Source organism: Slackia exigua ATCC 700122, assembly GCF_000162875.1.
In the GTDB taxonomy this organism is placed as follows: domain Bacteria; phylum Actinomycetota; class Coriobacteriia; order Coriobacteriales; family Eggerthellaceae; genus Slackia; species Slackia exigua.
The window spans coordinates 1,084,359-1,096,867 of sequence record NZ_GG700630.1 but is presented as its reverse complement, the minus strand read 5'-3'; the positions used below and the strand labels follow the sequence as shown (position 1 = coordinate 1,096,867).

Sequence of the window (12,509 nt, the reverse complement as noted above, 5' to 3'; positions counted from 1 at the left end):
GGCGGCGACGGCCGCGGGGGTCTGCCTGCTCGGCGCCGCGGCCGCGCTGGCGCTGTCGAGAAGGAGGCGGGCGTAGGGGGAGACGGATGCGTTTCCGTGGAGGGCACCATATTAGGCAAGTCAGGAGATGCTTTCGTTCGTTCTGCAGCTGCGTCGCCGGACCTTATACCTCCAGAGCTCGAACGGGGATGACGTAGATGCCATCGCTGCGACGGTAGGCTGTCTCGCTTACGTCGGTGATGATAGCAATGAACGATGGCTCGGGCACCTCGGCTTTTTCGTTGGCGCACGCCTTGCCGCGCAGGCGCGTAAGACCGGCGACGGCTTCGTCGACCTTGTCCAACCCCACTTTGATCTCAATGGTCGCCCAGCTGCCGTCTACACGTTCGATGATGCGTGGGAACGTTCCTATCACATGCGTTGGATGGATGCGGCGAGATAGAATGACGGATTCTGCCGTCTATTTGCAGATGCCAATCGACGGATTATGCACAATTGCAGGGAAGGGCCGATGTTCGAGGCGATTCCCGGGAAGCCTTGCGGGGAGAGACGAGGCGTTCCGCATGACAGTCCGTCGATAGCCTTTGCAGCAATACTATTATGTTTTCGTTATACTATTGGCATGACAAAGTTCGATGACATATACGAGGAGGCAGTCGATAGCCACGGGCTCATCACGTCCGCGCGCGCGGCGGAGCTCGGCGTCACCAACAACGAGCTCGTGCAATACGCGAGGCGCGGACGCCTCGAGAGGGTCGGTCACGGGCTCTACCGTCTGGCAAGGCGCGTTCCGGAGGAAAATGATCCCTACGCGCTCGCGGTCGCTCTCGCCGGGCCTGGGGCGTATCTTTTCGGCGAATCCGTGATCGCTATGCTCGGCCTTGCGCCCACCAACCCGAGCCGCCTCCATGTTGCCGTTCCTGGGCGCATCCGCAGAAGGCTTCCTGACGGGCTCGTCGTGGAACGCGGGGACGGGATGGGGACGACGGCCTACGACGGCATATCCTCTCAGACAGCCGAAGCTGCCATACGGGCCTGCAGGGGCAGGATGATGCCCGAGAGGCTCGTGCAGGCGGCGGGGGCCGCTAGGCGCGAGGGCTACGTCGATGAGGTGGAGTACGGCAGGCTGATAGAAGAAGTCGAGGGGTCATGAAGAAGCCGAACAGCAGGAGGAACCTCGACGTTGCCATAGAGAGGGCGTTCGGGCGCGGTCGCTCGTTCACGAGGGTCCGAGCTACCATCGCGAACGTCATAGTCGGCCAGATGCTTCCCGACGGTGCCGTGAAGGGTGGCAGCTCCATAAAGCTCCGCCTCGGCGAGGGCGCCACACGCTACACCACCGATCTCGACGTCGCGAGGGCGTCAGATCTGGAGGATTGGATCGCACGCCTCCGGAACTCGCTTGCCGAAGGCTGGGAGGGCTTCACCGGCCGCGTCGTGACACGCGAACCGGCGTCGCCCGAGGGGGGTGCCTGCAGCCTACGTCATGCAGCCGTTTGCCGTAAAGCTCGACTACAACGGCAAGCCCTGGGTAACCGTCGACCTTGAGGTCGGCCACAACGAGATAGGGGATGCCGACGAGCCCGACCCCTGCCTTCCCCGCTTCATCGTGGAGATGTTCGAGTCCATCGGGCTGCCCAGCCCCGGTCCCGTTCCCCTCATGCCTGTTTCCCACCAGATAGCCCAGAAACTCCACGGGCTGAGCGAGCCCGGCAGCAAACGCGCGCACGACCTCATCGATCTGCAACTGCTCGTGGCAGGGTGCGACGTCGATTACGCGAAGACCCGCTCTGTCTGCGAGCGCCTCTTCGCCTATCGCCAGATGCAATCCTGGCCACCGAAGATCGATGGAAGTGCCGATTGGAACGACCTGTACCGTGAGCAGTCGGGCGAGCTCGACGTCGTCGGCGATGTCGAGCTCGCAGTGACATGGGCGAACGAGCTAGTTGAGAGAATCGTGCAGAGCTGACGGACTGTCGCCCCCTACGCCCGCCTCCTTCGCGAAAGCGCCAGCGCGGCCGCGGCGCCGAGCAGGCAGACCCCCGCGGCCGTCGCCGCCAGGGCGCCCCGGCCCCCGGCCTTGGGCATGGAGACGTTCGGGTAGTTGGGCAGCGCGAGGGCGCCGGCGCCGGGCCCGGGCCTGAAGGCCGGCGGCATGTCGCCGGCGGGCGAGGCGTGGGCGGTGATCCTGACCTTCGGGTCGGCCTTGGGGTCGACCTCCACGAGCCACTGCCCGTAGGGGACCGCGAGCCCCGCGGGCGCCTCGGTCTCGGCGAGCATCCAGGCGCCCGCCGGCAGCGTCCCGAAGTCCACGGTCCCGTCGGCGCCCGAGACGGCGCGCCTGAAGGGCGACGAGACCACCCAGCAGCCCGCGGCCTCCGAGGCGGCCGAGGCCAGCGGCCACAGGGAGTGGTCGCAGCCCGCCGGGCAGGCGTAGAGCTCGAAGGCGGCGCCGGCCAGCGGCGCGCCGTCCCTGTCGACCTTCACGAAGGAGAAGGGGGCCTGGGAGGCGACCACCCGGGCGTCGGCCGAGGCCGTGAGCACGGGCGCGGGCACGGAGGGCGCTCCGTAGGCGGCGTCGTTGGCGTACACGTCTCCGCCGGCGTTGCCCGCCGGGCGCAGGGTCACGGTGATCCTGGCCCGGGCGTGGGCGCCGACGCCCTCCCCCGAGACCTTCAGCATCGTCGGCGACGCGCCCGCCGGCAGCGCGAACGTCGTCACGTTCCCCGACTCGGACGCGGCGGCCGCCGTCCAGGCCGGGGCGGGCGAGATGCCGAACGGGTCGCCCTCATGGCCCCGCACCGAGGCGTCCTCGGTGTAGGAGAGGGCGTAGCTGCCGGCCGCGCCGCCCAGCCGCTCGACGGTCACGGAGGCCACCTCGTAGCTCCCGTGGAAGGAGCTGCCGCGCAGGTCTCCGTCGTAGGGCAGCACGTCGAGGATCTCCACGCCGTCGAGCTCGCCCTCGGAGTCGTTGACGTAGTCGATCGCGTAGGAGACGTCCTCGCCCACGTCCACCTCGGGGGTCAGGGAGCGCTTGGAGAGCGTGGCGCTGTCCATCTTGAATACGCTGATGGTCCACGAAGCCGAGCTGGGCTCGCTGTCCTGATTCCCGGTCTGGCTGCTCGTCGACGCTATCTGCGCCGTGTTGGTGAGCTGTTGGCCATCCGCGACATCGTCGGCGGGATTCGATTCGTCCCCGATACGGGTTCCGTAGTACAGCTTGGGCATCTCCTGCCCCGCCTGGACGTTGGTGATGACCCATTTGAGCTCCGTCGTGCCGTCCGCCTTCGGAGTGACGGTGAACGTGACGTCCCCCGTCGTGGTGGCCGAGGTGGCAACCCCCGTGGCGGTTGTTCCCGGCGCAAGCGGAGTGCCCCCGTTCACCGTTCCGTGGGAGTGCCGGTCCGCGGGCTGCTCGTAGGCGCCGCCGATGCACGCGCTATCCTCACGGTAGGACAGGCCCGCCGGCAACGTGTCGGTGACGGTGACCGTGGAGTATTTCGGGTCAGGCGGCACCGACGAGCCGGCGAAGGCGAGTTCGGGAGACAGCGTGTAATCGGCATAGCGCTCGCCGCTGCCTGCGAAATAGATATGCCGCGGCTTGCCGAATTCCCGCTGCGAGGTCTCCTTGCCGACGGACACCTCCTTGTCCCTGATGATCGCCGTGAAGCCGCCGAAGTAAGCTGCATCTTGGTACCATGTCCCCGACGGTTCGAGTCGTATATGGCTCGAACCGCTGCCTACGAATTTGCCGTAGACGTCCCGCCCCGGCGAGAGATAGTAGATTTGATGCGTATATTGGCCGCCATGCGGTGGCCAGACTCTCAGGTAGGTATGTCCGTTGCCAGGTCCCCAGCTGTCACGAGACGTATAGTTTTTCAGGGTATAGCCGCTTACGTCTTGGCCGTACATGATCGCCTGGTGCGTAATGCAATTCCACCTCGTCGTGTTATTCCCCACCGCCGTGGCAGGCGTCGCCTGCGCATCGTCCCGGATCTTGAATGGGACGATGACCTTCGGGGTGTAGTAGTTGTAGTACGGCGTACTGCTTCTGGCCTCGACGAATACCGCGTTGCAGGTGACGCCCGCGGCTTTCGCCTCGCTCAGAGACTCGTATCTGGGGTAGTTTTGCAGGGTGAAGAAATCGATGTACTCATTTGGGAGCTGCAGATAGTACAGCTTCACCGAAACGCCCGGCTCAACGCTGCTCTGGCTCTGGATCGCCTTCTTGGCGTCTGAGCCGTTTTCATATAAAAATGTGAAGCAATCGTCGCCATCCTCTGCCAGAGGCTCGTAAATGGACGTGTCGAAGTAAAGGAGCCCGTCCATTCCATATGTGGCAACCCCCGGGTATCCGCTTCCGGCATAGACGGCCGTGTAGAACTTATCGCCGGGATGCATGTACTCGTGTTGGCTGGTGCTGCTGTATCGGCAGCCGATCCAATCTCCATTGACGTCATACGCGTGCATATGGGTTCCGCTCCCCTGCGCGGTTATCAAGACGGAGCCGTACTGCTCGCACGTGTCGTTGTCCGGATCCGCGTCCGTGATGCTGCTGTTCCCTGATGAGGTGTGGATGGCGAGGTCGTCATAGGCGGTCAAATACCTATGCCTGTATACGGTGGATCCTGCATAGTAACTGGTAGCCCCCGGGATATTCTCCCTCGGATATTCCACCTGGATGACGCCGCAGGCGAGAATGGCGCTGCCTTTGCCCAGGGAGGCGGTATTTCCCAGATGGTCCGATCTCGCCGCTACCTTCGGATAAACATAGTCGTTCTCGATACCCGAGAAGGTGACGCGAATCCTCTGGTCGGGCGTCCCGACGCCCTGGGTCGCCGTCATCGCTCCCGAGTTCATGGCTGCATTGTCCGCGCTTCCGCTCTCCGCTCTGGAAGAGTATGGGAGGACGCGCCTGCCCATATCGGCATCGCCATTGCCGCTCATAACGGTCATATCTTTGCCCAACTGACCGGTGGTGGCGTTGTTGTTCAGAACCAGGGAGTAGTCGTATAGCCGCGGGGTGTAGGCTCCCAGCGTCGCCGACGACGTGTTGTCCTGATACACGCCCGGTTTGCACTTCGAATAGTACCCGGCGTAGATGTCGAAGGACGCCTCGTCGATATCCACGAACATCCCGCGCATCCCCTTCTCCGTCTCGGGAACGGAGGCGTTGAGGGTGACCGCATAGCTGACGATGTAAGAATCCGGCCCAAAGGTGCCGGGATCCTTTATCCCGATTTCTTCGATGTCCACGTCGTAGGCGGCCTTCGCGCTCACGGCGGTGGCGGCGGGCGCCAGCGTCTCCGCAGGGGCGGAGACGTGGTTCTCGTTGTCCCCGTCGTCCAGCCACAGCTCGAAGGTCGGGCGCACCTCGGCGCCGTCCGCCATCGCCTTGATGGAGACGGCGAAGCGCACCGACCCCGTCGAGGGCACGGCGCAGTCGCCCGCGGCCGCCTCCGCGTCGTAGCGGCCGGTGAGCGTCTGGACGGCGCCGGCGTCGTCCACCCGGGCGTCGGAGAGCCAGGGCATGGCGTCCAGGTCGAAGGCCGCCTGCTCCTTGGGCAGGGGCAGGGTCGCCCTCACGTAGACGCCCGCCTTCCTGTAGCCCGAGAACATCCCCTGGTAGCGGTCCTTCAGGTTCAGCGTGTAGCCGACGTTGTAGAAGACCGTGTCGAAGGAGCGCACGACGTCGTTTGACGCCGAGGAGTCGTTGCCCGCCGAGTCGTCCGCGTCGAAGGGCGCGGTGCCGGTGGCCTTGGACACGTTCAGGCCCGAGACCTCGCCCGTGCCCGGCACGTAGTCCTCGGCGACGCCGCCGGCGGGCGCGTCGGTCACCTTGATCTCGACCACGTCGCCGTTCGGGAACGCGCAGACGAGCCTCTCCTCGGTGGAGAAGGCCGCGAGCGACGCCAGCCTCCAGTCGCCCCCCTCCCGCTCCACGGAAAGGAGGGCCGGGTCGCTGAACTCGCAGGAGACGACGTCGGCGGCCTCGCGGCCCACCGACAGGCGGGAGAAGACCTCGGAGAGCAGGACCGAGGACTCGCCGGCGATGGAGAACGTCCCGCCGTCGAAATGGAAGTCCACCGTCCAGGTCACCGCGCAGGTCGGGAAGCCTTGCGTCCTTGTATCGGCCGTCTTCTCCTAGGATGGGGATGCCCGCTTCCCGCGCGTATGGAAGGAGACCAGGTATGGGTTCAGCAGGTATCGTCAATCACAGCGTATGCATGTCGGAACAGACGGCCTTCGGCGATCGGCTCATATGCGACTACATCGACTTCTTCGTAAGTATGAAGGAACGCAGCGGCGCCATCGAACGGTCGACCGTGCGGGACTATCACGCGGTGGCGAGGCTCATCGTGCGTTATATCGGCACCTGCACCGTTTCCGATATGGAAGTGATGGCTGTCAGCGATTGGATGGCGTCGATGGTCAGAGACGGCTATGCCCCGAAGACGTGCAGCAAGGCGTTCCGTCTGTTGAGCCAGGCGTTGAAGTTCGCTGTCGGTCAAGGAGCGATCGACAAGAACCCCTGCGACTTCTGCAAGCCTCCCAGGCAGATACGATCGCGCTTCATCGCCTTGGATCGTGCGGAAAGATCTCGGATGCTCTATCTGGCCAGGCAGGACGATAGCCCTCTTGGTTTCGCGATCGAGATCGCCCTGACGACAGGCATGCGGAGGGGCGAGGTGTGCGCTCTGAAGTGGTCGGATTTTTCAAGCCGAGGAACCCTCACCGTCCGCAGGGCGCTCGGCAACGCCGAGGGAGGGTTCTACATCAAGGAGCCCAAGTCGTTGAGCGGCATTCGCACCATTCCTCTGGCGAGCGACACGAACGAGGCCCTTGGAAGGCTGAAAGGTGCGTTTTTAGAAGCGAATCGGAGCGAGGGCAGCGCTTCCGCGGACGGTTATATCGTCGGTGCGGGCGAATCGGGGGATCAACCTTATAACCCTGATCGACTGGGCAGGGATTTCGCTCAATTCTGCCGCGACAACGGTTTCGAATGCACATTTCGGGATTTGCGCCATACCTTCGCGACGTTCATGGTCGGCGCGGGCGTGGACGTCCGTACCGTGGCGAGCCTTCTCGGGCATGCGAACGTCGCGATGACGCTGAATATCTATGCAGAGGCCGATCCGGAAGCGAAGCGCCGGGCGGCAGGCGCGATAGAGCGCGCATTCGATGACGCGGCCTGGCAAAGGAAGGCGTTGACGGCTTTGGCATCCGAAGCCGTATCAAAGGTTGACGGAGCAGGCCCGTGCCTTCGCATGGGTTTTTCTGTAAGTTAACGTCGAGGCATTCTAGGTTTCTTCGGCGCCGCGGCGATGTCGGCGATTGGACGGCATATCCAGGTTGGGGAGGGTATATGGTTCCGCGTATATGGAGGATCTCGGCCGCGTTCTTCATTGCGGCGGTTGCGTTGGTTCTCGTGGCAGCCTATACGGTGGTCGCGTCTGCGGATACCGACAATGCGGCGGTCTCCCCGACCGAGGTCGCGGCTTCTGCGGCGGATGAAGATCCGGATACCGCCGAGGCGCCTGCGGCGACCGACGGCCAGAAGGCTGCGGCGGATGATGCATCTGACGAAAAGGCTGGCCAGCCCGAGGGGAACGCGACGGCCGATTCAGACGGGGACGCGACGGCTCCGGATAACGGGCCTTCGAACGGCGGCGCTGCTCCTGATGACGAGAAGAAGCCCGCCGACGATCCCGCCGCGCAGAAGCCTTCATCCGACGAGGGATCGACGGAAAAGGATCCTGCGCCTGACAACGGAGCTTCGGATGAGAAGAAGCCTGCGCCCGAGGGCGATTCCGGAGGCGGTGCGAGCTCCGATGCCCAGCCGCAGGCTCCGTCTCAAGATCCTGCCGAGCCGTCGGAACCCACGGATCAGCCCAGCGCTTCCATTGTCGAAGGACCCGGAGACGAATCGGCGGATACGCACGGGGCCGGCGGGCGCTCGGAGCGGGGTGAAACGACCGATGGCCAGCACGAAGATTCGCGCGTGTCCGAGACATGGAATATCGATTATGCCGTTCCGTCATGGGCGACGTCGGGAAACGTCGACTTGCGGGGTAGCCTTTCGACCGCTTGGGAGATGCGGTTGCTTGAAATAGGTCTCGAGAAGGATGCGGAGTCCGTTCGTTTCCTTGCGGCAACCCGTATTATGCCGGGCTTTCGCGACGCGCGTATCGCGGGCGAGCGCGATGTCCTCGCGATTTACGCGGTCATGCGCGGCGAGACCGACGGCTTTCCTTACGGCGTCACGATAGATTCCGCCGCCGACGCCGAACTCCTCGGCAGCGTCTACTGGGCTGCGAACCGCGTCACTGCATCGCCCTCGGGCGGACTGAAGGCGGAAATGCTGAGCCTCTCCGAGACGGGCAAGTCGCTGGGGCTTTCCGACGAAGAGATAGCTCGTGCGCAGAATCTGTCCGATGCGGATACCGGTGCCGGGGTCGGCACGATGCTGGAGGGCGCGATCTCTTCGAAACTCACGGAAGACGAGCTTTCGGCCATCGATGCACGCATTCCTGACGGGATTTCCTATGGCCGCAGGGCGGTTCTCGAAGCTGCTTTGTCCCTCGAGGGCAAGGTGGATTATTTCTGGGGAGGCAAGAGCCGGGCGGTCGGCTGGAACGACAGCTGGGGAAGCCCGGGTATCGTCGCGAGCGCGGGAAGCACGGCCACCGGTTCGATCGAGCCCATAGGACTTGACTGCTCCGGCTTCGTCGAGTGGGCCTTCGTGAATGCGGCGGGCGATCCCGCTGCAGCACGCTACATCGGGACGGGAACCTCCGAGCAGATCGGGAATTCCTATCCTGTCAAGTGGAACGAAGTCAAACCAGGCGACCTTCTCTTCCTGGCGGGAACGAACGCAGGGGCCCTCAATCACGTGGGCATCGTGCTCAGCGTGAATGACGACGGTACGCCGCGGGAAGTGGTGCATTGCTCGGGTTCGGCCGATAACGTCGTCGTGACCGGTCCTAACGTATTCTCCATCGCACGAAGGCCGTACGTGTACGGAGAATAGCCATCCCGACAGCCGCCGGCGTCGAGCCCTTCTTCGCCAAGGCCGTGCGTGCCTGGCGGCGGCGTGGTGTGCACATGCTCCTGGCAGCGTGCCGCGCGTACGCCTCTCGGCAACGTCTTCGGCTCCTATGGCGCGTCAAAAGTGCCCTGCCGCCTATCGACCTGCGACGCAAGCCGCTCTCCGTGTCGTTCCCATGAATGCCTCGCGCTAGGAGTATAGTGCGCATATACCCCTATGGGGTAACAACGACGTAGATGGAGAACGCGCATGGCCGATGAAGAAGAACACGCCGCAAGCACCCATGCATGCGGGTGCCGGCATAAAGACACCGAGCGGAGCCTTGAGTTCCAAGAGGACCTCAAGAAGCGGTTGAATCGTGCGATCGGCCAGCTCAATGGCGTGAAGAATATGATCGACGACAACCGCTACTGCGGCGACGTGCTGATGCAGCTCGCGGCTGCAGAGGCCGCTGTGCGTCGCGTATCGGAGCTCGTCCTGCACGATCATCTGGAAACCTGCGTCGTCGAGCAGGTCAAAGCCGGCAACACGGACGTGCTCGACGAGGTCATGGATCTCATACGCACGTTCAAATAACCGCGGCTCGCCGGCACCTACGGCTCGCCGACGATCCCTTCGCTGCAGCGAGCGAATCGTCAGGCGCACCGATCCGGTCGGGGCCGTCTCGCCGGCCAAGAGGAAGAAGGCAGGATATGAAGCAGACGTTCGATGTGACGGGCATGTCGTGCGCAGCCTGCTCGGCACGCGTCGATACCTGCACGCGCGCCGTCGAAGGCGTGGCCGACGTGTCCGTGAATCTGCTGAAGAACAGCATGGAAGTCGAATACGCCCCGGATCTTTCGCCCGAGGACGTCGCGCGCATCAACGAGCGCATCGCCGCTTCGGTCGACAAGGCGGGCTACGGGGCCGAGCCTCGGCGCAAGGCTTCTGCGTCCGCGTCGACCGGCGGGAAGAGCACCGCGCAGCTTGCGCACGAGGCCGCGACCACGCGCGCCGCTGCCGAGGAAAAGCGCATGCGCATGCGCCTCATTACCTCGCTCGTCTTCTGCATTCCCTTGTTCTACCTGGCCATGGGCCATATGATGGGCTGGCCTCTTCCGAGCGTCTTCCTTGGCCGCGAGCATATGATGGTCACGGCCCTGGCCGAGCTCGTCTTGGTCGCCCCGATCATCTTCGTCGATTTCAAGTTCTTCAGCAACGGATTCAAAAGCCTGTTCCACCGTGCTCCCAACATGGATTCGCTCATCGGGCTCGGCGCGGCGGCATCCACCGGTTACAGCATCTGGAAGATGTTCGTCATGGCCGCTTCCCTGGGCGCAGGCGATCTGGAGGCCGCGCACGATGCCTTCATGGGACTCTATTTCGACTCGGCGGGCATGATCTTGACGCTGATCACGCTGGGGAAGTATTTCGAAGCCCGTGCGAAAGGCCGCACGACCGACGCTGTGAGCAAGCTCATGGACCTTGCACCCAAGACGGCCACGGTTTTGAAAGGCGGCGTTGAAGAGGTCGTCCCTGTCGAGCAGGTCCGCATAGGCGATGTGCTCGTGGTGCGTGCGGGTGAAGGCGTGCCTCTCGACGGCGTGGTGATCGAAGGCAGCGCTTCCCTTGACGAGAGCGCCCTTACCGGCGAAAGCGTACCGGTGGACAAGGCTGCGGGCGACGAGGTCACGGGTGCGACCTTGAACGTCGCGGGATATTTCACGATGGAGGTCCGCCGCACCGGCGACGACACGGTCCTTGCGGGCATCATCGCGCTCGTCGACGAAGCTACCGGGTCGAAGGCGCCGATCCAGAATACGGCGGACAAGATCGCCGGCGTCTTCGTGCCTGTCGTGATCGGATTCGCGGCGCTCGTCCTCTTCGTCTGGATCATGCTGGCCGCTCCGTTTTCCAGTGCGCTCAACTTCGCCATCAGCGTGCTCGTCATCTCCTGCCCCTGCGCGCTCGGCCTGGCCACCCCGACGGCCGTCATGGTCGGCACGGGGCGCGGCGCCACGCATGGCATCCTCATTAAATCGGCCGAATCGCTCGAGATCGCGGGCACCGTGCGGACGGTCGTGCTCGATAAGACGGGAACCATCACGGTCGGCCGTCCGAGCGTGCAGGCCTTCCTGACGTCCGAAGGCGTGGAAGTCGAAGAGGCGCTGCGCACGATTGCCGCCATCGAGCAGCGTTCCGAGCATCCGCTCGGCAAGGCGGTGGTCGCATACGCCGCCGAGAAGGGCATCGACGCATCCGGCGTAGATGTCGACGATTTCGCGCAGGTGCCGGGCCAGGGCGTGCGTGCGCAGATCGGATCGGCGTCATGTCTGGTGGGAAACCTTGCGATGATGCATGCGCATGATGTTCCGGTCGAAGGTTTCGCCGCTCGTGCGGCATCGTTCGCCGACGAGGGCGCGACCCCGTTGTTCTTCGCGCGCGGAGGACGCCTGGAGGCCGTCGTCGCGCTTGCCGACATCATCAAGCCGACGAGCGCCCGCGCGATTCGGGAGCTTTCCGCCATGGGCATCCGCATCGTGATGCTGACCGGGGATAACGAACGCACCGCCGCCGCCATCCAGCGCCAGGCGGGCGTCGACGAGGTCATCGCCGGCGTGCTTCCCCAGGACAAGGCCGCGGAAATCGCGCGCCTTGCCGATCAAGGCCGAGTCGCCATGGTCGGCGACGGCGTGAACGATGCGCCCGCTCTCGCCCGCGCCGATGTGGGCATCGCCATCGGAGCGGGAACCGACATCGCGATCGAGTCGGCCGACATCGTGCTCATGCGCAGCGATCTCATGGACGTGCCCGCCGCCATCCAGCTTTCCCGGCGGACGCTTCGCACGATCAAGCAGAACCTGTTCTGGGCGCTCATCTACAACGTGATCTGCATCCCTATCGCCGCCGGATTCTTCAGCTGGGCAGGGCTGACCATCAATCCGATGATCGGCGCCGCGGCCATGAGCGTGAGTTCGGTGACCGTCGTCGGCAACGCCCTGCGTCTGCGCAGGTGGAAACCGCGCTTTACCGATCAGGCGCCGCAGTCGTCCCCGCATGCCGAGGATGCACGTATGCAGGGACGCGTGGGCGATGCCGTCGCTTCAGGCGAGGAATCGACCGAAACCGACGCGATTCGAGCATCGATGGATGGTGAGGCCCGGGTATCGGCGGGCAATGCGGTCGTTCAGAAGCGCGCAGGCGACGAACCTGCGCACGAATCGGAAGGAAAGGAACCTCTCATGGAAAAGACCCTGAACGTCGAAGGCATGATGTGCCAGCACTGCGTCGCCCATGTGACGAAGGCGCTCGAGAAGGTGGAGGGCGTCGCGTCGGTCGACGTCAGCTTGGAAGAAAACCGCGCTACCGTCGCCCTTTCCGCCGATGTCGCCGATCAGGTTCTCATCGACGCCGTCGTCGATGCCGGATACGAGGCGGCGATCGCTTAGGATCCAGATCACCTGGGATCCGGATCGCCCGG

General features: G+C 64.2%; 8 protein-coding genes. 6 read left to right on the top strand and 2 right to left on the bottom strand.

The annotated features are described in order from the left end of the window. Positions 1-163: 163 nt before the first annotated feature. Entirely contained in the window at positions 164-415 is a 252-nt protein-coding gene (locus HMPREF0762_RS04745) for a hypothetical protein (protein ID WP_006362348.1), read from the bottom strand. Positions 416-511: 96 nt separating this feature from the next. On the opposite strand from HMPREF0762_RS04745, the gene HMPREF0762_RS04740 reads away from it, so the two are divergent. Beyond that, positions 512-1,153, top strand: coding sequence for a type IV toxin-antitoxin system AbiEi family antitoxin domain-containing protein (locus HMPREF0762_RS04740; protein ID WP_245935504.1), 642 nt, complete (start codon positions 512-514; stop codon positions 1,151-1,153). A gap of 315 nt (positions 1,154-1,468) precedes the next feature. After that, positions 1,469-1,969, top strand: a complete 501-nt coding sequence (locus HMPREF0762_RS09395) for a nucleotidyl transferase AbiEii/AbiGii toxin family protein (RefSeq protein ID WP_245935503.1) — start codon at positions 1,469-1,471, stop codon at positions 1,967-1,969. Positions 1,970-1,983: 14 nt separating this feature from the next. On the opposite strand, the gene HMPREF0762_RS04730 is transcribed toward HMPREF0762_RS09395, so the two are convergent. Continuing rightward, positions 1,984-6,099: a SpaA isopeptide-forming pilin-related protein gene (locus HMPREF0762_RS04730; RefSeq protein WP_006362343.1), complete on the bottom strand. Its 4,116-nt coding sequence runs from the start codon at positions 6,097-6,099 to the stop codon at positions 1,984-1,986. A gap of 92 nt (positions 6,100-6,191) precedes the next feature. Between HMPREF0762_RS04730 and HMPREF0762_RS04725 the strand changes: the two genes are divergently transcribed. The 4 genes from HMPREF0762_RS04725 to HMPREF0762_RS04710 all read left to right on the top strand — a co-directional run bounded on the left by HMPREF0762_RS04725 (position 6,192) and on the right by HMPREF0762_RS04710 (position 12,477). Continuing rightward, complete coding sequence (locus tag HMPREF0762_RS04725) at positions 6,192-7,289, top strand: tyrosine-type recombinase/integrase (protein ID WP_040619040.1); 1,098 nt, start codon at positions 6,192-6,194, stop codon at positions 7,287-7,289. 77 nt (positions 7,290-7,366) lie between these two features. Further along, on the top strand, positions 7,367-9,031 hold the full coding sequence (locus HMPREF0762_RS04720) for an NlpC/P60 family protein (RefSeq protein ID WP_006362341.1): 1,665 nt from the start codon (positions 7,367-7,369) through the stop codon (positions 9,029-9,031). 267 nt (positions 9,032-9,298) lie between these two features. Then, a complete protein-coding gene (locus HMPREF0762_RS04715) occupies positions 9,299-9,625 on the top strand; it encodes a metal-sensing transcriptional repressor (RefSeq protein WP_006362339.1) in 327 nt (108 codons plus the stop codon). Between the two features lie 116 nt (positions 9,626-9,741). Next, positions 9,742-12,477 (top strand): heavy metal translocating P-type ATPase, encoded by a 2,736-nt coding sequence (locus HMPREF0762_RS04710; protein ID WP_006362338.1) that lies wholly within the window; start codon positions 9,742-9,744, stop codon positions 12,475-12,477. Positions 12,478-12,509 lie beyond the last annotated feature (32 nt).

What these genes read in the sequence shown, in the direction of transcription:
- HMPREF0762_RS04740 (WP_245935504.1), top strand. Translation starts at nt 512, where the DNA reads ATGTTCGAGGCGATTCCCGGGAAGCCTTGCGGGGAGAGACGAGGCGTT.
- HMPREF0762_RS04725 (WP_040619040.1), top strand. Translation starts at nt 6,192, where the DNA reads ATGGGTTCAGCAGGTATCGTCAATCACAGCGTATGCATGTCGGAACAG.
- HMPREF0762_RS04720 (WP_006362341.1), top strand. Translation starts at nt 7,367, where the DNA reads ATGGTTCCGCGTATATGGAGGATCTCGGCCGCGTTCTTCATTGCGGCG.
- HMPREF0762_RS04715 (WP_006362339.1), top strand. Translation starts at nt 9,299, where the DNA reads ATGGCCGATGAAGAAGAACACGCCGCAAGCACCCATGCATGCGGGTGC.
- HMPREF0762_RS04710 (WP_006362338.1), top strand. Translation starts at nt 9,742, where the DNA reads ATGAAGCAGACGTTCGATGTGACGGGCATGTCGTGCGCAGCCTGCTCG.